The 24,007-nt window shown below is 73.6% G+C and carries 26 protein-coding genes; 6 read left to right on the top strand and 20 right to left on the bottom strand.

All coding sequences use genetic code 11. The annotated features are described in order from the left end of the window. Positions 1–107: 107 nt before the first annotated feature. The gene (locus tag ACFQ46_RS00630) at positions 108–1,748 is read left to right on the top strand and encodes a DUF349 domain-containing protein (protein ID WP_380256184.1); all 1,641 of its coding nucleotides are present in this window, start codon (positions 108–110) and stop codon (positions 1,746–1,748) included. Positions 1,749–1,810: 62 nt separating this feature from the next. After that, positions 1,811–2,440: a hypothetical protein gene (locus tag ACFQ46_RS00625; RefSeq protein ID WP_380256182.1), complete on the top strand. Its 630-nt coding sequence runs from the start codon at positions 1,811–1,813 to the stop codon at positions 2,438–2,440. Here the strand turns inward: ACFQ46_RS00625 and ACFQ46_RS00620 are convergent. From ACFQ46_RS00620 to ruvA, 7 genes are all read right to left on the bottom strand, one after another. Continuing rightward, the gene (locus ACFQ46_RS00620; RefSeq protein ID WP_380256180.1) at positions 2,412–4,850 is read right to left on the bottom strand and encodes a RelA/SpoT family protein; all 2,439 of its coding nucleotides are present in this window, start codon (positions 4,848–4,850) and stop codon (positions 2,412–2,414) included. The genes ACFQ46_RS00625 and ACFQ46_RS00620 overlap by 29 nt on opposite strands. Positions 4,851–4,925: 75 nt before the next feature. Beyond that, positions 4,926–5,483 carry an adenine phosphoribosyltransferase gene (locus ACFQ46_RS00615; RefSeq protein ID WP_380256178.1) on the bottom strand — a complete coding sequence of 186 codons (558 nt, stop codon included), beginning with the start codon at positions 5,481–5,483 and terminating at the stop codon, positions 4,926–4,928. Then, a complete protein-coding gene (gene secF, locus ACFQ46_RS00610; RefSeq protein ID WP_380256176.1) occupies positions 5,480–6,466 on the bottom strand; it encodes a protein translocase subunit SecF in 987 nt (328 codons plus the stop codon). The genes ACFQ46_RS00615 and secF overlap by 4 nt, the downstream gene beginning before the upstream one ends. Positions 6,467–6,471: 5 nt before the next feature. Then, complete coding sequence (secD, locus tag ACFQ46_RS00605) at positions 6,472–8,481, bottom strand: protein translocase subunit SecD (protein WP_380256174.1); 2,010 nt, start codon at positions 8,479–8,481, stop codon at positions 6,472–6,474. A gap of 94 nt (positions 8,482–8,575) precedes the next feature. Next, a complete protein-coding gene (gene yajC / locus ACFQ46_RS00600; RefSeq protein ID WP_380256172.1) occupies positions 8,576–8,938 on the bottom strand; it encodes a preprotein translocase subunit YajC in 363 nt (120 codons plus the stop codon). Positions 8,939–9,112: 174 nt separating this feature from the next. Next, entirely contained in the window at positions 9,113–10,183 is a 1,071-nt protein-coding gene (gene ruvB, locus ACFQ46_RS00595) for a Holliday junction branch migration DNA helicase RuvB (protein ID WP_380256170.1), read from the bottom strand. Further along, positions 10,183–10,773, bottom strand: coding sequence for a Holliday junction branch migration protein RuvA (gene ruvA / locus ACFQ46_RS00590; RefSeq protein ID WP_328295856.1), 591 nt, complete (start codon positions 10,771–10,773; stop codon positions 10,183–10,185). The genes ruvB and ruvA overlap by 1 nt, the downstream gene beginning before the upstream one ends. Before the next feature lie 108 nt (positions 10,774–10,881). Between ruvA and ACFQ46_RS00585 the strand changes: the two genes are divergently transcribed. Beyond that, positions 10,882–11,598, top strand: coding sequence for a dienelactone hydrolase family protein (locus ACFQ46_RS00585; protein ID WP_380256167.1), 717 nt, complete (start codon positions 10,882–10,884; stop codon positions 11,596–11,598). On the opposite strand, the gene ruvC is transcribed toward ACFQ46_RS00585, so the two are convergent. The 5 genes from ruvC to ACFQ46_RS00560 all read right to left on the bottom strand — a co-directional run bounded on the left by ruvC (position 11,517) and on the right by ACFQ46_RS00560 (position 15,929). Then, positions 11,517–12,149, bottom strand: coding sequence for a crossover junction endodeoxyribonuclease RuvC (ruvC, locus tag ACFQ46_RS00580; protein ID WP_380256165.1), 633 nt, complete (start codon positions 12,147–12,149; stop codon positions 11,517–11,519). The genes ACFQ46_RS00585 and ruvC overlap by 82 nt on opposite strands. 74 nt (positions 12,150–12,223) lie before the next feature. Further along, complete coding sequence (locus ACFQ46_RS00575; RefSeq protein WP_380256163.1) at positions 12,224–12,985, bottom strand: YebC/PmpR family DNA-binding transcriptional regulator; 762 nt, start codon at positions 12,983–12,985, stop codon at positions 12,224–12,226. A gap of 48 nt (positions 12,986–13,033) precedes the next feature. After that, on the bottom strand, positions 13,034–13,687 hold the full coding sequence (gene pdxT / locus ACFQ46_RS00570) for a pyridoxal 5'-phosphate synthase glutaminase subunit PdxT (protein ID WP_380256161.1): 654 nt from the start codon (positions 13,685–13,687) through the stop codon (positions 13,034–13,036). Further along, the gene (locus ACFQ46_RS00565) at positions 13,684–14,856 is read right to left on the bottom strand and encodes a glycosyltransferase family 4 protein (RefSeq protein ID WP_380256159.1); all 1,173 of its coding nucleotides are present in this window, start codon (positions 14,854–14,856) and stop codon (positions 13,684–13,686) included. Before ACFQ46_RS00565 ends, pdxT begins: the two co-directional genes overlap by 4 nt. Continuing rightward, the gene (locus tag ACFQ46_RS00560; RefSeq protein ID WP_380256157.1) at positions 14,853–15,929 is read right to left on the bottom strand and encodes a lysylphosphatidylglycerol synthase domain-containing protein; all 1,077 of its coding nucleotides are present in this window, start codon (positions 15,927–15,929) and stop codon (positions 14,853–14,855) included. Before ACFQ46_RS00560 ends, ACFQ46_RS00565 begins: the two co-directional genes overlap by 4 nt. Before the next feature lie 213 nt (positions 15,930–16,142). On the opposite strand from ACFQ46_RS00560, the gene ACFQ46_RS00555 reads away from it, so the two are divergent. After that, positions 16,143–16,988, top strand: coding sequence for a PIG-L deacetylase family protein (locus tag ACFQ46_RS00555; protein WP_380256155.1), 846 nt, complete (start codon positions 16,143–16,145; stop codon positions 16,986–16,988). A gap of 2 nt (positions 16,989–16,990) precedes the next feature. Here the strand turns inward: ACFQ46_RS00555 and ACFQ46_RS00550 are convergent, their stop codons facing one another. Genes ACFQ46_RS00550 through pgsA form a run of 6 tightly spaced genes read right to left on the bottom strand, consistent with a single transcriptional unit; the run spans position 16,991 to position 21,681 of the window. Next, entirely contained in the window at positions 16,991–17,515 is a 525-nt protein-coding gene (locus ACFQ46_RS00550; protein ID WP_380256153.1) for an NUDIX hydrolase, read from the bottom strand. A 10-nt stretch (positions 17,516–17,525) separates the two neighbouring features. After that, the gene (pdxS, locus tag ACFQ46_RS00545; RefSeq protein ID WP_380156771.1) at positions 17,526–18,440 is read right to left on the bottom strand and encodes a pyridoxal 5'-phosphate synthase lyase subunit PdxS; all 915 of its coding nucleotides are present in this window, start codon (positions 18,438–18,440) and stop codon (positions 17,526–17,528) included. Between the two features lie 48 nt (positions 18,441–18,488). Continuing rightward, complete coding sequence (locus ACFQ46_RS00540; RefSeq protein ID WP_380256151.1) at positions 18,489–19,022, bottom strand: hypothetical protein; 534 nt, start codon at positions 19,020–19,022, stop codon at positions 18,489–18,491. Further along, on the bottom strand, positions 19,019–20,119 hold the full coding sequence (locus ACFQ46_RS00535) for a glycosyltransferase family 4 protein (RefSeq protein WP_380256149.1): 1,101 nt from the start codon (positions 20,117–20,119) through the stop codon (positions 19,019–19,021). The genes ACFQ46_RS00540 and ACFQ46_RS00535 overlap by 4 nt, the downstream gene beginning before the upstream one ends. Positions 20,120–20,122: 3 nt before the next feature. Continuing rightward, positions 20,123–21,067 carry a phosphatidylinositol mannoside acyltransferase gene (locus tag ACFQ46_RS00530; RefSeq protein WP_380256147.1) on the bottom strand — a complete coding sequence of 315 codons (945 nt, stop codon included), beginning with the start codon at positions 21,065–21,067 and terminating at the stop codon, positions 20,123–20,125. Continuing rightward, on the bottom strand, positions 21,064–21,681 hold the full coding sequence (gene pgsA / locus ACFQ46_RS00525) for a phosphatidylinositol phosphate synthase (protein ID WP_380256145.1): 618 nt from the start codon (positions 21,679–21,681) through the stop codon (positions 21,064–21,066). Before pgsA ends, ACFQ46_RS00530 begins: the two co-directional genes overlap by 4 nt. 100 nt (positions 21,682–21,781) lie before the next feature. Here pgsA and ACFQ46_RS00520 point away from each other — a divergent pair, with 100 nt between their 5' ends. Continuing rightward, entirely contained in the window at positions 21,782–22,252 is a 471-nt protein-coding gene (locus tag ACFQ46_RS00520; RefSeq protein ID WP_380256143.1) for a hypothetical protein, read from the top strand. Continuing rightward, positions 22,249–23,109, top strand: a complete 861-nt coding sequence (locus ACFQ46_RS00515) for a hypothetical protein (RefSeq protein WP_380256141.1) — start codon at positions 22,249–22,251, stop codon at positions 23,107–23,109. The genes ACFQ46_RS00520 and ACFQ46_RS00515 overlap by 4 nt, the downstream gene beginning before the upstream one ends. Here the strand turns inward: ACFQ46_RS00515 and ACFQ46_RS00510 are convergent. Together ACFQ46_RS00510 and ACFQ46_RS00505 are read right to left on the bottom strand one after the other, a co-directional pair. Then, on the bottom strand, positions 23,058–23,426 hold the full coding sequence (locus tag ACFQ46_RS00510; protein WP_380256139.1) for a thiol-disulfide oxidoreductase DCC family protein: 369 nt from the start codon (positions 23,424–23,426) through the stop codon (positions 23,058–23,060). The genes ACFQ46_RS00515 and ACFQ46_RS00510 overlap by 52 nt on opposite strands. After that, entirely contained in the window at positions 23,423–24,007 is a 585-nt protein-coding gene (locus ACFQ46_RS00505; RefSeq protein ID WP_380256136.1) for an HIT family protein, read from the bottom strand. Before ACFQ46_RS00505 ends, ACFQ46_RS00510 begins: the two co-directional genes overlap by 4 nt.

Here is a 24,007-nt window from a genome sequence, read left to right as displayed (position 1 = left end):
AGTTCGCGCCGCCGACAGGGACGTCACCGCTCACGGCCCGCGATCAGGACCGGGCACGCCGTGACTGCCTGCTCCGATCGGGGCCCGAGGGACCTAGAATCAGGCGGGTGACCGAGCAGCCCCAGGAGCCGGCGTCCCTCACGGACGTGGCGGACACCCCCGAGACCCCGACCGAAGCGACCCCGGAGGCACCGGAGACGGCTGCCGCGCAGGAGGACGCGACAGCGGACGAGACGCCGGCGGCCGAGGCCGACCCGGTGTCGGAGGCGCCGCAGTCCTCGTCGGAGGCACCGTCGGAGGCGTCTCCGGAGGCGACGGCGGAGCCGCAGCCCGTGGCCGGCCCTCCGGCGGAGCAGCCGGTCGAGCCCACCCCGGCCCCCGGCCCGCGTCCGACGCCGGCCGTGCCGCGCCCGACCCCGCGTCCCACCCCCGCCCCGACCGTCGTCGCCCCGACGACCACCGAGGCGGGCCCCGAGGTCGGGCACCTGACCTCGGTGGACCGCGAGGCGGCCGCCGCCTTCGGGCGCGTCGACGACAACGGCACCGTCTGGGTCCGCCGCGCCGACGGTGAGCACGAGGTCGGCGCCTACCCCGACGCGACGCCCGAGGAGGCGATCGCCTACTTCGTGCGCAAGTACGGGGAGGTCGTCGCCCAGGTCGACCTGTTCGAGCAGCGCCTGCGCAGCACCGAACTGGCCGGCAAGGACATCGTCTCCGGAGTCGCCACGCTGCGCACCGCGCTCGCCGAGACCCGCGCCGTCGGTGACCTCGACGCCCTCGCCGCCCGCGTGGAGGCGCTGGCCACCGTGGCCGACGAGGCCCGGGCCGCCGCCGACCGCGCCCGCGCGGCCCAGCGCGAGACGCTGCGCGCGGGTCGGCTCGCGATCGTGGAGGAGGCCGAGCAGATCGCCGGTCAGGACCCCGAGAAGGTCCAGTGGCGTTCCTCCGGCGAACGCCTGCGCACCCTCTTCGAGGAGTGGAAGGCGGCCCAGCGCGAGGGTCGCCTCGACAAGCGCAGCGAGGACGACCTGTGGAAGCGCTTCAGCCACGCCCGCAGCGCCTTCGACAAGATGCGCCGTCACCACTTCGCCGCCCTGGGTGAGGAACGCAGCACCATCCGCTCCGAGAAGGAGACCCTCGTCGCCGAGGCGGAGGCGCTGTCCACCTCCACCGACTGGCGCGGCACGACCAACGCCTACCGCGCCCTGATGGACCGCTGGAAGGCGGCGGGCCGCCTCGGCCGCAAGGACGACGACACCCTGTGGGACCGCTTCCGCGCGGCCCAGGACGTCTTCTTCGCCGCGCGCACCGCGGCCAACGACGAGGTGGACGAGGAGTTCCGCGAGAACCTCGTCGCGAAGGAGGCCCTCCTCCTCGAGGCGGAGGCACTGCTCCCGATCAAGGACCTCAACGCGACGAAGAAGGCCCTCAACTCCATCCAGGACCGCTGGGAGGCCGCGGGCAAGGTGCCGCGCACCGACCTCGGCCGGGTCGAGGGGCGCCTGCGCGCCGTCGAGACCGCCGTCCGCGACGCCGAGCAGGCCCGCTGGTCGCGGTCCAACCCCGAGGCCCAGGCCCGGGCCGGTGGCCTCGCCAGCCAGCTCGAGAACGCCATCCGGGACCTCGAGGCCGACGTCGAGAAGGCCCGCACCAAGGGTGACGCCCGGGCGCTGGCCCGCGCCGAGGAAGCCCTCCGGGCCCGTCGCGCCTGGTTGGACGCCGCCCAGGCCACCCTGCGCGACGCCTGAGCTGTCCACAGGTCCGAGCCGCTCGTCGCGCAGGCTCCCGTCCACGGTGTGGACTGGGTGGCGTGCGCGACGAGTGGCTGACCTCCGTCCTGGCCCGGGGTGCTGCCGGCAGCGCTGACACCCCGTGGCGACCGGAGGGTCGGGCCGCAGCGGCGGCGGCTGACCGTGAGGTCCGCGACGGGCTCCTGCAGCAGGTCGTCGGGGACGTGGTCCTCGCGGCCGACGTGACCTTGGACGCGACCCTGCGCGCCCGCGCCCTCGCTCTGTTCGTCCCCGCCGGTGTCGTGGTCATCGCCGACGCCGCGGCCTGGGTGCACCTGGGCCGACCGTTGCCCGCACCGCACGAGGTCCAGGTCGCGGGCGGGCGCCTCCCCGAACTCCCCCACGCTCCGCTGCGGTTGAGCTTCTCCCGCGTGCGGCCCGCACCCGGTGACGTGCAGGACCTCGCCGGGCTGGCCCTCACGACACCCGCCCGCACGCTGCTCGACGTCGCCGCCGTCCGACCCCACCGCGCACCGTGGCTGCGCGAGCGGATGCTCGACGCGGGACTGCTGGCGGACGGGGACCTCCAGGACGCCAGCGACCGGGCGCGCGGGCGCGGCGGAGTGCGTACCGCCCGCCGGGCCCTCGACCTCCCGCGGGCACCCCGCCCCCGGGAGGAGGTCAGGCCTTCGTCGGACGCGACGCCATGACCCGGTAGGCGTCGAAGACCCCGTCGACACGGCGCACCGCGTTCAGCACCTGGCTGAGGTGGTTGGGTTCGGCCATCTCGAAGGAGAACTTCGACAGGGCCACCCGGTCCCGGCTCGTCGACACCGTCGCGGACAGGATGTTCACGTGGTTGTCCGAGAGGACCCGGGTGACGTCGGAGAGCAGACGCGCCCGGTCCAGCGCCTCGACCTGGATCTGCACCAGGAAGAGCCGGGTCTGACCGGTCGCGATGGCCGAGGCCCACTGCACGTCGACGATCCGCTCGGGCTCGTTGCGCAGCATCGTCACGTTCTCGCAGTCCTCCCGGTGCACCGAGACCCCGGCACCCCGGGTGACGAACCCGACGATCGGGTCCTGCGGCACAGGGGTGCAACACCGGGCGAGCTTGACCCACACGTCGTCCGCTCCGGCCACGACGACCCCGGCGTCACCGCTGCTGCGACTCGGCCGGGTCTGGCCCGGAGTGGTCGCCTCGGCGAGGTCCTCCTCGGCGGCGGCCTCCCCGCCGACGGCGGCGATGAGCTTCTCCACGACGTGGGCCGCGGAGACGTGACGCTCCCCCACCGCTGCGTAGAGCGCCGAGACGTCGGGGTGGTTCAGTTCGCGGGCGACGACGAGCAGCGAGTCGTGGGACAGCAGACGCTGCAACGGCAGGTGCTGCTTGCGCATCGCCCGGGCGATCTCGTCCTTGCCGTCCTCGATCGCCTCCTCGCGCCGTTCCTTCGAGAAGTGCTGCTTGATCTTGTTGCGCGCTCGCGGGCTCTTGACGAACTGCAGCCAGTCGCGGCTGGGCCCGGCACCGTCGGCCTTGGAGGTGAAGATCTCGACGAGGTCGCCGTTGTCGAGGGTCGACTCCAGCGGGACGAGGCGGCCGTTGACGCGGGCGCCCATCGTGCGGTGGCCGACCTCGGTGTGCACCGCGTAGGCGAAGTCGACCGGGGTGGAACCGGCCGGCAGTTCCTGCACGTCGCCCTTGGGGGTGAAGACGAACACCTGACCGGCGTTGATCTCCCAGCGCAGGTCGTCGAGGAAGTCGCTGGAGGCGGACTCCCGCTGCCAGTCGACGACGGCCTTCAGCCAGTCCATCTCGTTCTGCGCCCCGCCGCCGCCGACGGCGTTCGGGTCGTCCTTGTACTTCCAGTGCGCCGCGACGCCGTACTCGGCGCGCTGGTGCATGTTGTAGGTGCGGATCTGGATCTCGACGGGCTTGCCCTCGGGCCCGATGACCGTCGTGTGCAGCGACTGGTACATGTTGAACTTGGGCATCGCGATGTAGTCCTTGAACCGGCCGGGTACCGGGTTCCAGCGCGCGTGCAGCGCACCGAGGACGGCGTAGCAGTCGCGGACGGAGTCGACCAGGACCCGCACCCCGACGAGGTCGTAGATCTCGGCGAAGTCGCGGCCGCGCACGATCATCTTCTGGTAGATCGAGTAGTAGTGCTTGGGCCGGCCGGTGACCGTCGCCCGCACCCGGGCGCTCTTGAGGTCGTCCTCGATCTGCGCGCGGACGCCCTGCAGGTACTCCTCGCGCGCGGGCGCCCGGTCGGCCACGAGGCGGACGATCTCGTCGAAGACCTTGGGGTAGACCGTCGCGAACGACAGGTCCTCCAGCTCCCACTTGATGGTGTTCATGCCCAGGCGGTGGGCCAGGGGGGCGTAGATCTCGAGGGTCTCGCGGGCCTTCTTCTCCGCCGAGGCCGCCGACACGTAGCGCCAGGTCCGGGCGTTGTGGAGGCGGTCGGCGAGCTTGATGACCAGGACGCGGATGTCCTTGGCCATCGCCACGACCATCTTGCGGACGGTCTCGGCCTGCGCGGCGTCGCCGTAGGTGACCTTGTCGAGCTTCGTGACGCCGTCGACGAGGACGGCGATCTCGTCACCGAAGTCGGCGCGCAGGTTCGCCAGCGTGTAGTCGGTGTCCTCGACGGTGTCGTGCAGCAGCGCCGCGGCGAGCGTCGACGGGGTCATGCCGAGCTCGGCGAGGATCGTCGCGACCGCGACGGGGTGGGTGATGTAGGGGTCGCCGCTCTTGCGGCGCTGGCCGTCGTGCGCGCGCTCGGCGCGGTCGAAGGCCTTCTCGACGACGGACAGGTCCGCCTTCGGGTGGGTGTTGGAGACGGTGCGCAGCAACGGCTCCAGCACCGGCGAGACGCTGGACTGGCGGTGCTGGCCGAAGCGCGCGAGGCGCGAGAGCATCCGCCCGGCGGTGACCGGACCGGTGTGCTGCGCCTCCGTGCCGCGACGTCGTTCCGGCCCGTTGGGTCGCCCCGTGGGGGGACGGCGTTGCGGTGCCGGTGCGGGGACCACGGATCCCTGCGTCGGGGATTCCACCTGCGCCGGTGTGTCGGGCGCACTCGTGGCAGTGGCGTGAGTCTCGGTGCCGTCGGCCATGTCGCCCCTCCGTTCGTCCGGTCACCAGTCTAGGTGAACGCGGACGGAAGGGGAGGAGGACGGGCCGACCTGCGCTCAGGCCTCGGTGTGCAGGGCCACGACGGGACGCTCGCCCAGCTGCGGACGACCGGCGAGGAACCCCAGCTCGAGCAGCACGGCCAGGCCGACCACCTCGGCCCCGGCCTCCTCCAGCAGCTCGCACGCCGCGCGGGCCGTTCCGCCGGTGGCCAGGACGTCGTCGACGACGAGGACCCGCTCCCCCGCACCGACGGTGTGCGCCGAGAGTTCCAGGGCGGCGGTGCCGTACTCCAGGGCGTAGTCGCGCCGGTGCACGGGCGCCGGCAGCTTCCCGGCCTTGCGGACGGGCCAGAACCCCAGCCCGGCGCGTTCGGCGGCCGGGGCGGCGAGCATGAACCCGCGGGCCTCGATCCCCGCCACGGCGGTGGCACCGGCCGCCCGGGCCACCTCGGCCAGCGCGCCGACGACCGTCGCGAAGGCCGACGCGTCGGCCAGCAGCGGGGTGATGTCCTTGAAGACGACCCCCGGTTCGGGGAAGTCGGGGACGTCGCGGAAGCCGGCGACCACCGTGGCCGCGACGCGCTCGGCGTCGGGCACGGTCAGCACCCGGCTCACGCGGGGTCGCCCGCGGTGACGGGTTCGGCGGTGACGCCCTCGCGGACGTCGCGGTCGAGCTGCCTGACCCGCGCCTCTCGGGAACGGAGCACGACCAGCAGCGGCGTGGCGACGAAGATCGACGAGTACGCCCCGACGAGCATGCCGACGAACAGCGCGAGACTGATGTCGCGCAGGGTGCCCGCGCCGAGCAGCAGGTCCCCGATGAAGAGGATCGCGGCGACGGGCAGCAGGGCCACGATGGTCGTGTTCACCGAGCGCACGATGGTCTGGTTGATCGCGAGGTTGGCCGCGTCACCGAAGGTGCGGTCCTTCTTGAGGAAGGCGCCGTCGGTGTTCTCGCGGACCTTGTCGAAGACCACGACGGTGTCGTAGAGCGAGTAGCCGAGGATGGTGAGGAACCCGATCACCGAGGCCGGGGTGACCTCGAAGCCGACGAGGGCGTAGACCCCGGCGGTGATCAGCAGGTCGTGGAACAGCGCGACGAGCGAGGCGATCGCCATCGTCCAGGCCCGGAAGTACAGCGCCATGACGATGGACACGATGACGAGGAAGACGATCAGACCGGTGAGGGCCTTGTCGGTCACGTCCGCACCCCAGCTCGGACCGATGCTCGAGGGGTTCACGTCGTTCTGGGAGACCCCGAGCTTCTGCGCGAGCTCGGCCCGGATCTCGTCGAGCTGCGTGGTGCTGACCGTCTCGGTCTGGACCCGGAGCCCGTTCCCGCCGACGGTGGTCACCGTCGGCACGGCGTCCGGGAGGACCGCCTGGACCGCCTCGCGGGCGGCGTCCTGGTTCGTGGTCCCGGAGACGCGGAACTCCGCACCCCCCTCGAACTCGATGCCGTAGGTGAGTCCGGGTTTGACCAGCAGGATCGCCGAGATCAGCACGAGCGCACCCGCGATGAGGAACCACAGCTTGCGGCGGCCGACGAAGTCGAAGGAGGACTCACCGGTGTAGAGCCGGTTGCCCAGTTGCGCCATGCCCATCAGGAACCCGCCTCGTTCTCGTCGCGGCCGGCGTCCGGCTCGCCCTCACCCTGACCGCTGCCCGACCCGGACGTCGCCCGGGCCTTCTCCCGTTCCGCCGCACGGCGTTCGGCCACCGTGGGCCGGTGCTCGCCGTGGTGCAGGGCGACCCGGGCCACGACGGACCCGAGGTGCTCGGGGTCGAAACCGGACCACTTGTGCCCACCGCCGAAGAACTTCGTCTTCGCCAGCAGCGCGACGACGGGGTGGGTGAAGAGGATCACGATCGCGACGTCGATGATCGTCGTGATGCCCAGGGTGTAGGCGAACCCCCGGACGTTGCCGACGGCGAGGACGTAGAGGACCACGGCCGAGAGCAGGCTGACCGCGTCGGAGACGAGGATCGTGCGCCGGGCGCGGAACCAGCCGGCCTCGACGGCCGAGGACAGGATGCGGCCGTCGCGGATCTCGTCGCGGACGCGTTCGAAGAACAGGATGAACGAGTCGGCGGTGATGCCGATGGCGACGATGAGCCCGGCGATCGCGGCCAGGCTGAGCCGGAAGCCCTGCAGCCAGCTCAGCAGCAGGATGACCCCGAAGTTCAGCGCCGCCGCCAGCACGAGGCTGCCGATGGTGACCAACCCGAGCGCCCGGTACTGGATCAGCGAGTACGCGACGACCAGGACCAGACCGATGATCCCGGCGATCAGGCCGTTCCGCAGCTGTTCCGAGCCGAGGGTCGCGGAGACCTGCTCCTGCGTCTGCACGACGAAGGACACCGGCAGCGCGCCGAACTGCAGCTGCTGGGCCAGCGCCTCGGCGCTGGCCTGGGTGAAGTTCCCCTCGATGTCGACGTCGGCGCCGAAGCGCTGACTCACCGTGGGGGCGGTGATGACGAGACCGTCGAGGACCGCCGCGAACTGGTTCTTCGGCGAAGGCAGCGTCGAGATGCGGGTGGTGAGCTTCGAGAACGCGTCGGCGCCGGCGCTGTTGAACTTCAGCCGCACGACCCACTGGCCGGTGTTCACCCCGGAGCTGTTCGTCGCGGTCGTGGCGACCGCGCTGGTGAGCTGGGTGCCCTCGAGCTCGGCCGGGCCCAGGACGTACTTGTACGTGCCGTCCTGGCTGCAGGTGACGAGGACCTTGGTCGGGTCGTCGGCGATGCCCCGCGCGCGCTGGGCGGGGTCGGAGCAGTCCAGGTTCTGGAACAGGGCCGGGAGGTCCGGGATGGTCTGGTAGTTGTCGAAGTCGCTCGCGTCGGTCGGCGAGGCCGCCGGGGTGCCGCTGGGCTGCCCCGGCCCCGGGGTGGCGGTCGGGGTCGCGATGTCGGCGAGCGTCGGCGGCGTCACCGCAGCGGTGGGCGCCTCCGTGGGAGCGGTCGTGGCGGCCTGCAGGGCGGCGGGGGCGGCCGCGCCGTCCGCGCTCTGCGTGGGCTCGGGCGTGGCTGCGCCCGTCGGGGTCGCCGCGTCGGTGGGCGTCGCCCCGTCGGTGGGGTTCGCCGATGCACCGTCGGTGGGCGTGGCCCCGTCCGTGGGGGTGGCCCCCTCGGTGGGCGTGTCGGTGGCGGGCGGGGTGACGGCCTCGTCGAAGAGGACGACCCGCATCCGCATCTGCGCCGACTGAGAGATGAGGTTGAGCTGCTCACGGGTGGCCTGGCCCGGGATGGAGACCGAGATGTTCTGCCCGCCCTGGACGGAGACCTCCGTCTCGCTCAGCCCGGTGGCGTCGACGCGCTGCCGGATGATCTCGGCCGCACGCTGGACCTGCTCGGTGGGAACCGTCCCGCCGTTGGTCGAACGGGGCGTCAGGACGATCTGCGTCCCGCCCTCGAGGTCGAGGGCCAGACCGGGCGACCACTTCGCGGTGCTCCAGATCGAACCGGCGGCCACCGACGCGAACATCGCGACGACGACGAGGACCAGCACCGCGAGGGTGCGGCCCGGGTGGGGTCGGCGGATGGGCGCACCGCGGCGCACGCGGGGCGGCCGGTTCGGGGACCCGCTGGTGGACGTCGGCCTGTCGTTGGACACTCAATACCTCGGGACGGCGCTCACCGGGCGATGGATTTCACCCGGTCAGCGCAAGCTTGTCACTGCTAGTGGTCGACTGCTGTCTTATCAGTAGTCACTGTGCGCGCGTGGCACCGCCCGCGGCGTCGTCGTCGCGCTTCTGCAGGCTGAGGCCACCGTCGACCGGGTCCGCGCTCTCCTCGAGGGGCGCCACCTCGGTCGGTGCCACCACGCGGGCGACGGCCCGGCGGGTCCACCGGGTCTGCAGGCCGGGGGCGATCTCGAGGACGACCTCGTCACCCTCGATGTCGACGACGGTCCCGAACATGCCCGAGGTCGTCATGACCCTGGCGCCCGGCGCGACCCCGGTCTGCATCTGCTGTTGAGCCTTCTGCTGCTTGCGCGTCCGGCTGAACATGAACACCAACAGGGCGACCATGATCAGCAGGAAGATCAGCTGGCTGTTGCCACCACCCACGACAGAACCTCTCCGCACCGGTGGGATCGACGACTCACCGGTGCTCGCGCCGACCCGGTGCCGGCACGGCCGGGCCAACGAGGTGGGGCCCTGTGAGGTTCCGCAGGGACCCACCCGGGACCGACTCGCCCGTGGAGTCTAGAGGCTCACCCGTCCGGCCCAGCCCAGCGACGCTCAGGGTTGCGAGGGGTCCTCGTCGGCCTCGTCGTCCTCGGGAGCGAACGCCCACGCCGCCCCCACCGGCGCGTCGCGGGGCGGGGTGAGTCCCAGGTGGGCCCAGGTGTCGGGCAGGGCGATCCGACCCCGCGGGGTCCGTCCCAGCAGCCCCTCGCGCACCAGGAAGGGTTCGGCGACCGTCTCGACGGTCTCGGCCTCCTCCCCCACGACGACGGCCAGGGTCGAGAGGCCCACCGGTCCACCGCCGAAGCGCCGGCACAACGCGTCGAGCACGGCGCGGTCGAGGCGGTCCAGGCCGCGCTCGTCGACCTCGTAGACCTCCAGCGCCGCCCGGGCCGCGTGCCGGTCGACGATCCCCGACCCCCGCACCTGCGCCCAGTCGCGGACCCGGCGCAGCAACCGGTTGGCGATGCGGGGCGTCCCTCGCGAGCGGCCGCCGATCTCGGCGGCCCCCTCCGCGGTGAGCTGCACCCCGAGCAGGGAAGCGCTGCGGCGCAACACCTGCACGAGCTCCGCGGGCGTGTAGAAGTCGAGGTAGCCGGTGAAGCCGAACCGGTCGCGCAGCGGCGCCGGGAGCAGGCCGGCCCGCGTCGTCGCCCCGACCAGGGTGAACTTCGGCAGCTCCAGCGGGATCGCCGTGGCCCCTGCGCCCTTGCCGACGATGACGTCGACGCGGTAGTCCTCCATGGCGATGTAGAGCATCTCCTCGGCCGGGCGCGCCATCCGGTGGATCTCGTCCAGGAACAGCACCTCACCCTCGTCGAGCGAGCTCAGCACCGCCGCGAGGTCCCCCGCGTGCTGGATGGCCGGACCGCTGGACTGGCGCAGCGGGGCGCCCATCTCGGAGGCCACGATCATCGCCAGCGTCGTCTTGCCCAGCCCGGGCGGACCCGAGAAGAGGACGTGGTCGCTCGGCATCCCGCGCGCCTTGGCGGCGTCGAGGACGAGCGCGAGCTGCTCCCGCACGACCTTCTGCCCGACGAACTCGTCGAGGCCGTGGGGGCGCAGCGCGGACTCGGCCGCGCGCTCACGATCGTCGGCCCCCGTCGTCACCAGCCGGTCCTCCATCAGCGACCCGACAGGTGGCGCAGCGCCGCCCGCAGGACGCCGGGCACGTCGAGGTCGTCGTCGAGCACGACCTCCACGACGTCACCGGCCTGCTTGAGCGGGTAACCCAGCCCGACCAGGGCCTCGACCACCCGGTCCTTGCGCGCGTCCCCGCCCGAGGGCGAGGCCGCCGGCGCGATCGACCCCGAGGGCGGCCCGAGGCGGTCCCCCAGTTCCAGGCAGATGCGCTGGGCGGTCTTCTTGCCGATGCCCGGCACCCGGACGAGGGCCGCGTGGTCCTCGGACGCGACGGCCGCGCGGATCCCGTCGGGGCGGTGCACCGCCAACATGGCCAGCGCCATCTTCGGCCCGACCCCGGAGGCGGTCTGCACGACCTCGAAGACCTCCTTCTCGTCGGCGTCGGCGAAGCCGAACAGCGTCAGGGAGTCCTCTCGCACCACCAACGTGGTGTGCAGCAACGCCTCCTGGCCCACGCGCAGACCGGCCAGCGTGGCGGGCGCGGCCAGGACGAACATCCCCACGCCGCCCACCTCCACGACCGCGGAGTCCAGCCGCACCGCGAGCACCTGCCCACGCACCGACGCGATCACCAGCACGACCTCCGAGACACCCGACGAACACTTGTACGAGAGGCTAGACGGCTCCTCCGACACGACCCCTCAGGCGCGCCGCGCGGGCCCTGGGGGCAGAGTGCTGCCGTGACCCACGAGAAGACCGCGAACCCCCGCCAGAACGTCACCTTCGACAGCGCCACCGAGTCCGGCCACGCCCACGGCTACCTCCGCGTCCCCGAGTCCGGCAGCGGCCCGGGCGTCATCGTCGTCCAGGAGTGGTGGGGCCTCACCGACCACATCGCCGGCATCGTCGACCGCCTCGCCCGGGAGGGCTTCGTGGCTCTGGCCCCGGACCTCTACGGCGGGCGCACGACCCACGACTCCGCCGAGGCGGCGCAGCTGCTCACGGACCTGCCCGCCGAGGACGCGGCCCGCGACCTCGCCGGGGCCGTCACGTACCTGCTCGACCTGCCCGGGACCACCTCGGAGCGCGCCGGGGTCGTCGGCTTCTGCATGGGCGGGGGCTTCGTGCTGACCCTGGCCGCGCAGCAGGGCGACCGGATCGGCGCGGCGGTGCCCTGGTACGGGCTCCCCGGCCCGGACACCGACTACTCCGGCCTGCGAGCGCCGGTGCTGGGCCACTACGGCGCCGAGGACACCTCCGTCCCGCTGGAGGGTGTGCGCGCCACCGAGGCCCGCATCCGCGAGCAGGCGGGGGTCGAGGTGACGATGGAGGTCTACCCGGCCCCGCACGCGTTCTACAACGACGAACGCCCGAGCTACCGGCCCGAGTCGGCCGAGCTGGCCTGGGAGCGCACGACGGCCTTCCTGCGCGGTCGGCTCGCGGCCGAGCGCGCCTGAGCCTCCGCCTCCGCGTAGGCGTTGCGCCGGCCCGTGACGAGGGCGGTGTGCGCGGCGGCCTCCAGCCGGGAGGTCGCCCCGCCGCGCCAGAGGTGGCACAACGCCAGCGCGAGGGCGTCGGCGGCGTCCGCGGGCCGGGGCGGGGCGTCGAGACCGAGGATGCGGGTGACCATGACGGTCACCTGCTCCTTCTCGGCCCGCCCCGACCCGGTCACCGCGGCCTTCACCTCGCTCGGCGTGTGCATGGCCACGGGCAGTCCCCGGCGGGCGGCGGCGACGAGGACCAGGCCGGCGGCCTGCGCGGTCCCCATGACGGAGCGGACGTTGGCCTGGGCGAAGACGCGTTCGACGGCGACGACGTCGGGGCGGTGGGTGTCGAGCCACTCGTCGAGGCCCTCGCTGATCGCGAGCAGGCGGGAGGCCACGGGGTCGGTGGCGGGGGTCCGGATGACGCCGACGCCGACGAGCTCGGCGCGACGTCCGGCGCGGACCGCGTCGATCACCCCGACGCCGCAGCGGGTCAGTCCGGGGTCGACCGCTAGAACGCGCACGGCCCCCACGATCGCACGGAGCGGTCGTGGGGGCCGGGTGCCGCGCTCGGGAGCGCGCGCGTCGAGGCGGTGGGTCAGGCGTCCTCGAGGGCCGCCATCACGTCGTCGGACACGTCGTAGTTCGCGTAGACGTTCTGCACGTCGTCGCAGTCGTCGAGCACGTCGATGAGGCGGAAGACCTTCGTCGCGCCCTCGGCGTCCAGCGGCACCTCGACGCTGGGCACGAAGCTGGCGTCGGCGGAGTCGTACTCGATCCCCGCGGCCTTCAGCGCGTCGCGCACGGCGCCCAGGTCGGTCGCCTCGCTGACGACCTCGAAGGTGTCGCCCTGGTCGGTGACCTCCTCGGCCCCGGCCTCGAGCACGGCCTCGAGGACGCCGTCCTCGGTGAGATCGGTGCCCTCCTTGCCGATGACGACGACACCCTTGCGGGTGAACATGTACGCCACCGACCCCGGGTCGGCGAGCGAGCCGCCGTTGCGGGTCATCGCCGTGCGGACCTCCATGGCCGCGCGGTTCTTGTTGTCGGTGAGGCACTCGATGAGGAGCGCGACGCCGCTGGGGCCGTAGCCCTCGTACATGATCGTCTGCCAGTCCGCGCCGCCGGCCTCGGCACCGGAGCCGCGCTTGACGGCGCGGTCGATGTTGTCGGCGGGCACGGAGGTCTTCTTCGCCTTCTGGATCGCGTCGAAGAGCGTCGGGTTGCCCGAGACGTCGCCGCCGCCCGTGCGCGCCGCGACCTCGATGTTCTTGATCAGTCGGGCGAAGCTCTTGGCGCGCTTGGCGTCGACGACGGCCTTCTTGTGCTTGGTCGTCGCCCACTTGGAGTGGCCGGACATCTGCTTCCCTCCGCCGTTGCTCTACCTGCTCGAAAAACGTGTGTGCGCTCAGGCCGTCGTCGCCGCCACGCTGTCGCGGACCATCTCCACGAAGTAGCGGTGCACCCGGTCGTCCCCGGTGATCTCCGGGTGGAACGACGTGGCGAGCAGACGACCCTGTCGCACGGCGACGATCCTACCCGCGGCGGGCCCCGCGCTCAGTCGGGCGAGCACGCTGACCTCCGGACCGGCTTCCTCGACCCACGGCGCCCGGATGAAGATCCCCTCGACCGCCGGTCCGCCGCGGGTGACCTCCTCGAGCGGGAGGAGTTCCTCCCAGGAGTCGACCTGGCGTCCGAAGGCGTTGCGCCGCACGGTGATGTCGATCCCGCCGAGGGTCTCCTGACCCTTCCCCCCGTCCAGGATCCGGTCGGCCAGCAGGATCATCCCCGCGCACGAGCCGTAGACCGGCAACCCGTCGGCGATCCGGGCCCGCAGGGCGTCGCGGAGCTCGAAGACCCGCAGCAACCGGTCGATCGTCGTCGACTCGCCCCCGGGCAGGACCAGCCCGTCGACGCTCTCCAGCTCGGCGAGGCGGCGGACGGTGACGACCCGCGCTCCCCCGGCGCCCAGCGCGCGGACGTGTTCCCCGACGTCGCCCTGCAGGGCGAGGACGCCGATGACGACGTCAGGCCCTCCCGATCCGGTTCCTCCAACGCTCACGCGCGAAGACTAGGCCGCGCCCCGGCCGCCTCGTACGCGGCCAGGGTGGCGGGCAGGACCCGCGCCCACGTCACCCGCGGATCGGTCGTGGCGTTGTGCCGGCGGATCGCGTCCACCCGTCCGCGCTCCAGCGCCCAGCCGGCCAGGACCTCGGCCAGGTGCCGGTCGTCGCGGGCCAGCGCGCCCTCCACCCCGTCGGTGACGAACTCGCTGAGCCCGCTGCCCACCATCCCCGCGACGGCCAGCCCGGCGCACCGCGCCTCCAGCGCGGCCAGGCCGAAGGACTCCCACACCGCGGGGGCGACGTAGACGTCGGCGGTGGCGAACAGCTCAGCCAGCTCGGGACGCGTCCGGCGCCCCGGCAGCGACACCCAGTCGCCCATGTCGTGGCGCTGCACGAAGGCCCGGGCCGCGCGGTGCTGCGGTCCGTCCCCGACGAGGACCGCCTGCAGCGGGAGGTCGCGGGGCAGCGACGCGCGCAGGTCGCGCAGCGCCCCCAGCAGCGGCAGGACCCGCTTGCGGGCGGCGAAGCGCCCGGCCGTCACCACCGTGAACGGCCCCGACCCCGACGACCGCGGGAGGCCGCGCCAGGGGGCCGGGTCGATGCCGTTGGGCAGCAGGGCCACCGGCGCCCCGGTGGCCCGGCGCAGCGGTGCGGCGACGGCCTCGCTGACCGCGGTCCAGCGCAGCGACCCCGCCCGCCGCGACGAGAGGGCCAGCGCGAGCGGGACGGCACTGCCGCGCGGGAGCATCGAGTGCACGGTGACGACCGCCGGGACCCCGAGCCGGTGCGCGGCGCGCAGCGCGGCCCAGCTCAACGGGGAGACGACCGAGGAATGGGCGTGCACGACGTCGGCCGCCGCCACCAGCTCGTGCAGCTCGGCGCGACCGGCGCCGCTCCAGAGCACCGGGTCGACGACCCCCAGCGCGCCGGCCGGCTGCAGCCGGATCACCCGGAACGGCCCCCCGGGGACCTCGTCCGGCAACGCGCCCGTGGCCGTCACGACCGTCACCGCGTGCCCCTGCTCGGACAGCCGGGTCGCGAGGTCGCGCACGTGCAGCTCGATCCCCCCGAGGCGGGGCAGGTAGCTGTCGGCCACGAGCAGGACGCGCGAGGTCAGGGTCCGGGCCGCGCGGACGAGCGCGGGCGGCAGCGTGAGGACGCTCATCGAAGCCCCCTCCCGTCACCGCTGCGGTCACCGCGGTGCGCCAGCAGCCACCCGCCCAGGGCGATCCCCCCCACGGGCACCTCGAGCACCACGATCAGGAACCGGTACAGCAGCACACCGGTCAGGACGGGCACGGCGGGAGCCCCGGCCCCGATGAGCACGGCGCAGGCCGCGGCCTCCGCCATCCCCGTCCCCGACGGGGTGAGGGGAACGCTGCTCGCCACCCGGTCCAGGGCGAACGCCGCGAGGACCACGGTCGCCGCGGAGTGCACACCGGCCGCCCGCAGGCAGAGCACGAAGAGCAGTCCCTGCAGGGCGACGTAGCCCAGCACCCCGAAGGTCAACCGGGACCACTCGGCGCGCACCCGCGCGAGCACGGTGGTCCGGACCTCGTCCAGGCCGAGGAACCACTCCGCCGCGACGCGCGGGGCCGAGGCGCGACGAGGCGACCGCGCGAGCAGCCGGTCCGCGCCGGCGAGCGCCCCCGCGAGGGTCCGCAGACCGCGGCTCGTACCCGCCGCGACCACGACGAGCGCCCCCGCGAGCACGCTGGACCCCAGCGCGATCGACCACCCCTGGGCGTGCGGCAGCCGGGGCATCCCCCCGGTGGCCAGGGCGATCGCGAGCGCCGGCAGGGCCACCGCGAACTTCCCCACCAGGTCGACCCCGTTGCTGGTGATCGTGAAGGAGGCGACGTCGCGGCCGGAGAAGCGCCAGCGGCGCAGCATCAGGGAGTTGAGCCAGACGCCGACGGCACCGCCGAAGGGCAGCGCGCTCGCCACGGCGCTGCCGGAGAGGTTGAGCAGGACGGCGCGGCGTCGGGACAACCCGGCCAGCGACGCCGTCAGGACCCCTGCGCACACCAGCAGGCCGGCGGCCCACACCACGACCAGGACCGCGACCTGCCCCGCACCGACCCCGGCGACCGCGGCGGCGACCTCGTGCCAGCTGGCCCCGACGAGACGGGGCAGCACCGCCACGGCCACCACGGCCGCCGCGGTGGTCACCAGCCCCGCCGCGACCCGCGTCCCCGAGCGCCGGGGGCGCCCCGGCACCACGTCCGGTCGCTCCACCACCACCACCACTGGTCCTCCTCGTTCGCACCGGGTCCCCACGGTGGCAGAGGTGACCAAGGGCCGTCATCGGTCCCCGGTGCCCCCTCGCGGTCCTACCGGGGTGCCGCTCGCACCCCCTACGGCGAGGTGGTGTCCACCCCCGGGATGATCTTCGCCGCGACGCGTGCGCGAGCGCCCCGGGCGGTCCCCGGCCCGTGCCAGGGTGGATCGGTGAGCCACGACCCGCAGACCCGCGAGCACGACACCCACGTGCTCGTGTCGTTGCACGCCCACCCCGACGACGAGGCGCTGCTGACCGGCGGGACGTTGGCGCGCGCCGCGGCGGAGGGCCACCGGGTGGTGCTCGTCGTGGCCACCGACGGGGCGGCGGGTCTCGCCGACGGTCCCACCGCAGCCCTGGCCGCCCGCCGGGTCGAGGAGCTGCACCGCTCGGCCCGGGCGCTCGGGGTGGCCCGCGTCGTGCGGCTCGGGCACCGGGACAGCGGCTACCTGACGGCGGCGGCGGGCGACGGGGAGCCGGTCTTCAGCGACCTGCCCGCCGAGGTCGTCGCCGCCGAGGTGGCGCAGGTCCTGCGCGAGGAGGGGGCGGACGTCCTCACCAGCTACGACGCCCGGGGCGGCTACGGCCACCCCGACCACGTGCAGGTCCACCGCGTCGGGGCGCTCGCCGCCGAGCTCGCGGGTACCCCGGTGGTCCTGGAGGCGACCGTGGACCGGACGCTGCTGCACCGGGCGATGCGCGTGGTGTCCCTGCTGCCGGGGGTCGTCGGCGACGTCACGGCGGAGCGGGTCCGCGGGGCCTTCACCGCGCGCGCCGACATCACCCACCGCGTCGACGTGCGCGCGCACGCGGGGGCGAAGCGCGCGGCCCTCGCCGCGCACGCCAGCCAGTCCGAGACGGGTGGAGCGCGCGGCGTGCGGGGGCTCGGCCTCCTCCTGCTGCTGCCGCATCCCGTCTTCCGGGTCCTCGCCGGGCGGGAGTGGTTCGTCCAGCGGGGTGCCGCCCCGGGGCGACGGCCGCTCGGTGACGTCTTCGCCGACGTGCGGGAGCGCTGACCTCAGACGATGGGCAGCGGGTCGCCCGTCCAGGTCACCGGGAGTTCCCCGACGAGACGCACGAGGTCGCCCGGGTAGTACGTCGTCCCCGCGGCGGCCAGGTCCGCCGGTGCCCACCAGCGCCACTCGCTGACCGACTCCCGTTCCAGGTCCGTCCAGCCGGCGGCGTCGAGGGTGAAACCCTCCCCCACGCGCAGGACGAAGAACTCCTCCGCCTGCCGGCACCGGGAGCCGAGGAAGGGGAACTCCGCGCTGCGCACCCACACCGGCCCGACGAGCTCGGCGGGATCGACGTCGAGCCCCGTCTCCTCGCGCAGCTCCCGGCACGCCGCGACGCAGGCGTCCTCCCCGGGCGCCCGGCCGCCGCCGACGGTGAACCACCAGTCGCTGCCCGGGGTCGCCGGGTCGCACCCGCGCAGCATCAGCACGCGACCCGCGTCGTCCAGGACGACGACGCGGGACGCGCTGCGGGTGCGGAGCCCGTCGGGACCGTGGGCCCACTCCGGGCCGAGGGGGTCGGTGCTCACGCGGGGCGGGTCACCAGCCGCGCTGGGCCAGCCGGTGCGGCTCGGGGATCTCTTCGACGTTGAGCCCGACCATCGCCTCGCCCAGACCGCGGGAGACCTTCGCGATGACGTCGGGGTCGTCGTGGAAGGTGGTGGCCTTGACGATGGCCTCCGCGCGCTGGGCGGGGTTGCCGGACTTGAAGATCCCGGAGCCGACGAAGACGCCGTCGGCCCCCATCTGCATCATCATCGCCGCGTCGGCCGGGGTGGCGATGCCGCCCGCGGTGAAGAGGACGGTGGGCAGCTTGCCCTTCTCGGCGACCTCGCGGACGAGGTCGAACGGCGCGGACATCTCCTTGGCGGCGACGTACAGCTCGTCCTCCTCCATCGAGCGGAGGCGGTTGAGCTCGGCGCGGATGGTGCGCATGTGCATGACCGCGTTGGAGACGTCACCGGTGCCGGCTTCGCCCTTGGAGCGGATCATCGCCGCGCCCTCGGTGATGCGGCGCAGCGCCTCGCCGAGGTTCGTCGCCCCGCAGACGAAGGGGACGGTGAAGGAGTGCTTGTCGATGTGGTGGGTGTAGTCGGCGGGGGTGAGGACCTCGGACTCGTCGATGTAGTCCACCCCCAGGGACTGCAGCACCCGGGCCTCGACGAAGTGGCCGATGCGGGCCTTGGCCATGACCGGGATGGAGACCGCGGCGATGATCGAGTCGATCATGTCGGGGTCGGACATCCGCGAGACGCCGCCCTGGGCGCGGATGTCGGCGGGAACGCGCTCGAGGGCCATCACGGCCACCGCCCCGGCGTCGGCCGCGATCCGGGCCTGGTCGGCGGTGACGACGTCCATGATCACGCCACCCTTGAGCATCTCGGCCATGCCGCGCTTGACGCGGCTGGTGCCGACCGCCGGTGCGCTCGTCTGCTCGGTGCTGTCGGTGCTCACGGTCGTCGCCTCGCGATTCAGAAGGAGAGAGTTCAGGCGCTCGTCATCCTACGAGTCGGAACCGTCGAGGAAGTCCGCCGTCTCGGGCAGCCGCGCGTACCCCGCCAGCCGGGCCCAGCGCACGACCCGCTTGGCCCGCAGCCGCCGGGTCTGGACGACGGCGTCGTTGTGGAAGCGCCGGGCCAGTTCCACCCGGTGCTCCGCGTCGGCGACCCGGGCGAGACCGGGACCGTCCTGGTCGGGGAGGGCGACCTCCATCGCCCGGGTCAGGTCGCTCTCGACCCGCCAGCGGTGGGCGTCGTCGGCGTCGCTGGCGTCGCGCAGCGCCGCCGGGGTGCGGGGGGCGTCCAGGCTCGCGGTCGCGGCGTCGGCCAGCACCAGCGACGAGGCGGGGTCCAGCTCACCGGAGGTGGCGTACTCCAGGGCGGCCGAGGCGCGCCGGGTGAGTTCGGCGTCCAGGGCGGCGCGGCTGGTCTCGACCCGACGGTGCAGCCGGTCGACGCGCTGCGCCGTGGCCGAGAGGTACCAGGCGAGCGCGGTCAGCAGCAGCAGGACGACCAGCGTCGAGACCACCGGGGTCACGCGACCACCGTCTCGTAGACGGTGAGCACCTGGGCGGCGACGACGGACCAGTCGTAGCGCGCGGCGGCGCGCTGACCGGCGGCCCCGAGGGCGAGGCGCTGCGCGGGGTGGGCCAGCAGGTCGAGGACCGCCTCCGCCGCCGAGGCCGCGTCGCCGAGGGTGAAGACCCGCCCGAACTCCCCGTCGCCCAGCACCCGCCGGAACGCACCGAGGTCGGCCGCGACGACGGGAGCCCCCGCCGCCATCGCCTCGACCAGGACGATGCCGAAGCTCTCCCCACCGGTGTGCGGCGCGAGGTAGACGTCGGCGCTGGCCAGCAGCGACTCCTTCGCCGGGTCGTCCACCGCGCCGAGGAACTCCACCGAGGACGGGTCGTCCAGCAGCGCCCGGGCGGCCTCGACGTCACCGCGTCCGGCGACGAGGAAGCGCGCCCCGGGCACGACCGCCCGCACCAGCGGCACGATCCGGCACAGCAGCGGCAACCCCTTGCGCGGTTCGTCGAGCCGGCCGACGAAGGCGATCACGGGAGCACCGGGGGTCCCGGTCCACTCCGGACGCCTCTCGGCGCGGGCGAAGACGTCGGTGAAGACCCCGTTGGGGATGACGACGGCGTCACCGCCCACGTGCTCGACGACGGTCCGCCGGGCGTCCTCGCTGACCGCGATGCGGGCCGAGATCTTCTCCAGGCTGGGCCGCAGCAGCGGGAACGCGGCCTGCATCGCCCGCGAGCGCAGGTTCGCGGTGTGGAACGTGGCGACCAGCGGTCCGCTCGCCGCCCACAGGGCGAGCAGCGAGGTGCTCGGCGAGAGTGGTTCGTGCACGTGCAGGACGTCGAACTCCCCCTCGGCGATCCAGCGCCGCACCTTGGCCGCGGTCACCGGCCCGAAGGAGAGCCGCGCGACGGAGCCGTTGTAGGGCACGGCGACGACGTTGCCACCCGGGTCGGCGAAGCTCGGCAGGGTCGACTCGTCGTCGGCGGGGGCCAGCACGCGGACGTGGTGGCCGAGGCCGATGAGGTGCTCGGCGAGGTCCCGGACGTGGAACTGCACCCCACCGGGCACGTCGAAGGAGTAGGGGCAGACGATCCCGATCCGCACCGCTCACCCGCTCCGCAGGTCGGCGGGGAACACCGGTTGCAGCACGTGCCACTCGTCGGGGTGGGCCCGCACGGCCGCGGCGAGCACGTCGGCGCAGGCCTGGGTCATCGCGGCGATGGCCCGGTCGCGGTGGCCCCGGACGGACTCCCCCGTCCGGCGCGGCGGGACCTCCACCCGCGGGTGGGTCACGACCACCAGCACCCTGCCCTGCGCTCCGACCTCGTGGTGCAGGGTCATCGGGAACAGCCCGGCACCGGTGAGGACGGCGAGCGCCGCGGGTCCCGGGGCCATCCGGACGTGGTCGCCGAGGAAGTCGACCTCGACGCCGGTGGCGGACAGGTCGCGGTCGGCGAGCAGCGGGACGAGGGCGCCGGCCCGCAGCCGGCGCACGAGGGTCGGGAACGTCGCCGGGTCCCCCAGCGGCAGGACCTCCATCCCGAGGCCGCGGCGGAAGGCGAGGAACTCCTCGTAGACCTCCTCGGGCCGCAACCGTTCGGCGACGGTGACGACGTGGTGCAGGTCGTGGGCCGACCACGCGGCGCCGTGGTCCCAGTTGCCGAGGTGACCGAGGAAGGCGACGGCTCCACGACCGGCGGCGAGTTCGGCCCGGAGCGCTTCCCCGCCGTCCATCCGGACGGTGTCGACGATGCGCTCCCGACTCCACCCGGGCAGCGCGAACGCGTCGAGCCAGTAGCGGGTGTAGCTGCGGAGACCGTCGCGGACGAGGGCGTCGAGCTCGGCCGGCGTCGCCTCGGGCCGGGCCCGGGAGAGGTTGCGACGCAACTGCTCCACGCCCTTCCCACCGCGGGCGGTGACGCGGTCGGCGACCCGGGTGCAGGCGGCGACGGCGAGGGGTTCGGGGACGCTGCGGGCCAGGCGCCAGCCGAGCCGGAAGGCCGTGGTCACGAACCGGTCGCGGGTGCGGCGCAGGGAGGTGCGGGGGGTCATGCGGGGTGGTCGGCCAGCGCCTGCCGGCGGACCGTCGACATGCGCTGCACGACGGTGACGACGCTGGCGAGGGCGAGCAGACCGAGGACGACCTGCAGGAAGGGCAGCGGGACACCGAGGCCGACGAACCCGGCGCCGACGAGGACGGCGACGAGACGTTCGCCGCGTTCGGCGATGCCGACGTTGGCCGTGTAGCCGAGGCCCTCGGCGCGGGCCTTCACGTAGGACACGATGCTGCCGAACACGAGGCAGGCCAGGGCGAGCCCGGCGGTGAGCTCGTCGTTCCCGCCGCGGGCGAACCAGATGACCAGCCCACCGAAGACGGCGCTGTCGGCGAAGCGGTCGAGGCTGGAGTCGAGGTAGGCGCCCCACTTGCCGGACCGGCCGAGGATGCGGGCCATGATCCCGTCGATGGTGTCGAAGAGGACGAAGACCGTCACGGCCAGCGAGGCCCAGAACAGGTGCCCCGTGGGGTAGAGGACGAGGGCGCTGAGCACGGTGCAGACCGTGCCGAAGACCGTCACCATGTCCGGGGTCACCCCCAGCCGCAGCAGCAGCCGCGCCAACGGGGTGAAGACCTTCGTGACCACCGCACGCGCGTACCTGTTGAGCATCGTCTCGTCGTCCGTCGGGGTCGGGGGGCTCCAGGGTAGCGTCGGCGCGCCCACGCTCCGGTCGCCCGCGCCGGGTGGCGCGATCACTAGGGTTCGGGTCGTGCACCACCTGTCCCGTCCCGCCCGGTGGTGGCGCACCGCTCTCGCCCTGACGTTCCTGGTCGCGCTGGTCCTGGGCACCCTCCGCTTCGACGACGACCGCTGGCCGTTCGCCCCGATGTCGCAGTACGCCTTCGGGGTGGACCTGAACGGCGAGATCCGTTCGACGCGGGTGGAGGCCGTGACCGTGGACGGCGCCGAGGTCGACGTGCCGCTCTCCCCCGGGGGAGTCGGGCTGCGCCGGGCGGAGGTCGAGGGTCAGTTGCGCCGCTTCGTCGACGACCCGTCGTTGCTGGAGGCGATCGCGGCGGCCTACGCCACGCGCCACCCCGGCGCGCCGCGCTACGCGGAGGTGATCCTGGTCCAGGACGTCAGCGCGCTGCACGACGGGACGGTGGTGGGGAAGAGCACCGAGGTCCTCTCCACCTGGGACGTCCCCGATCCGCAGCACCCGCTGGGGTGCTGCTCGTGAGCGCGTGGCGCACGTGGTGGTTCCCCGCGGTCCCGTTGCGGCGGATCGCTGCTCTCCGGGTCCTGCTGTACGCCTTCGTCGTCTGGGACGCGTGGCGGATCACGACGTGGCCGTTGTCGCACGGGGACGTGCCGGCGCAGCTGTACCGCCCGATCCTGCTCTTCCGTGCGCTGCACGTGCCGGCGCCGACGCACGTGGTCACCCACCTCGACCTGTGGGTGCTGACCGTCACCGCGCTGGTGGCGGCGAGCGGACGTCTGCCCCGGGTGGCCGGGGCGGTCTGCGCCATCGCGTACCTGTACTGGCTGGGCAACGGCTTCAGCTACTCCAAGATCGACCACGACCACGTGGCCCTGCTGGTGGCGTTGCTGGTCCTGCCGACCGTGGGTCGTGCGGGTGCCCGCGGCGGGCCGAGCGAGTCCGCCGGCTGGGCGGTGCGCTGCATCCAGGTCGCGACGGTCTGCACGTACTTCCTCGCCTCGCTGGCCAAGGTGCGTTTCGGGGGCTGGGACTGGGCGAACGGGGCGGTGACGACGTGGGCGTTCTCACGCCGGGGCAACGGGCTCACCGACGCGTTGCAGCGGATCCCGTTCTTCGTCGTCGGGATCCAGTGGATCGTCATCGTCGCGGAGTTCTGCTCCCCGGTGATGCTGTGGCTGCGGGGCCGCGCGCTCGCCGCGGCCATCCTGTTCTGGGGGTTCTTCCACCTGGGCACCTACCTGACCCTCGGCATCCACTTCCTGCCCACGGTGGTCTGCCTGCTGGCGTTCGTGCCGTTGGAACGGTTGTCGGTGCGGGGTCTGCGTCAGCGCTGGGCGGGCAGGGCGCAGGCGGGGGTCCCGCCGGGCAGGCGCTGACGGTTCCGGGCGACCCAGCGGTAGCCGAACCCGGCCAGGACGTTCAGCCCCGGGAGCTGCAGCAGGCGACCGGCCACCGGCAGCGGGAAGGCGCCGTGCCGCAACAGCACCGCCACCGCGTCCTGGGCCGAGGAGATCCGCCGTTGCGCGTCGACGAACTGCAACGCCCGGTCGCAGGCCTCCGGGGTCAACCCGAGGGAGGAGAGGTCGAGGGTCTGCCAGGCCGCGACGTCCACGTCGGCCCGCAACGCCGGGACGAACCCGGCGAGGCGGGTGCAGATCCCGCAGTCCCCGTCGAAGACCAGGACCGGCTTCACCCGCGGGTCCAGGCCTGCACGAGGCGCGACCGGGTGTCCTCAAGCAGTTCCGGCATCGCCTTGGTCCGCCCGACGACGGGCAGGAAGTTCGCGTCGCCCTCCCAGCGCGGGACGACGTGCTGGTGCAGGTGGGCGGCGATCCCGGCCCCGGCGACCGCGCCCTGGTTCATCCCGACGTTGAAACCCGACGGGTTCGAGGCGGCGGTCAGCGTGTGGATCGCCGCCCGGGTGAAGGCGGTGAACTCGGCCAGCTCGTCGGCGTGGAGGTCGACGTAGGCCGACACATGCCGGTAGGGGCACACCATGAGGTGCCCGGGGTTGTACGGGAACAGGTTGAGCACGGCGAAGACGTGCTCGCCGCGGTGCACGACGAGCCCCTCGTCGTCGGCGAGGCCGGGCGCCCGGCAGAACGGGCAGCTGCCCGGTTCCCCGTCGGCCGGTTTCTTCTCGCCCTGGATGTAGGCGAGGCGGTGGGGGGTCCACAACCGGGCGAACCCGTCGGGTTCCCCCGCGAACCGTTCGGCCGGCTCGACCCCCACCGCCTTGTCGCCGATCGGGTCGCCGATCGGGTCACCGCTCAC

It is taken from the genome of Kineococcus sp. GCM10028916 (assembly GCF_042674865.1).
Classification (GTDB): domain Bacteria; phylum Actinomycetota; class Actinomycetes; order Actinomycetales; family Kineococcaceae; genus Kineococcus.
Note: the sequence above shows the minus strand (reverse complement) of the source record. Positions and strands in the feature narration are given on the sequence as shown.

Bases quoted from the DNA above. Each gene is read 5' to 3' on its own strand.
- ACFQ46_RS00620 (WP_380256180.1), bottom strand. From the start codon at position 4,850: ATGGCCGACGGCACCGAGACTCACGCCACTGCCACGAGTGCGCCCGAC.
- secF (WP_380256176.1), bottom strand. From the start codon at position 6,466: ATGGCGCAACTGGGCAACCGGCTCTACACCGGTGAGTCCTCCTTCGAC.
- ruvB (WP_380256170.1), bottom strand. From the start codon at position 10,183: ATGGAGGACCGGCTGGTGACGACGGGGGCCGACGATCGTGAGCGCGCG.
- ACFQ46_RS00575 (WP_380256163.1), bottom strand. From the start codon at position 12,985: ATGTCCGGCCACTCCAAGTGGGCGACGACCAAGCACAAGAAGGCCGTC.
- ACFQ46_RS00565 (WP_380256159.1), bottom strand. From the start codon at position 14,856: ATGAGCGTCCTCACGCTGCCGCCCGCGCTCGTCCGCGCGGCCCGGACC.
- ACFQ46_RS00530 (WP_380256147.1), bottom strand. From the start codon at position 21,067: ATGACCCCCCGCACCTCCCTGCGCCGCACCCGCGACCGGTTCGTGACC.
- pgsA (WP_380256145.1), bottom strand. From the start codon at position 21,681: ATGCTCAACAGGTACGCGCGTGCGGTGGTCACGAAGGTCTTCACCCCG.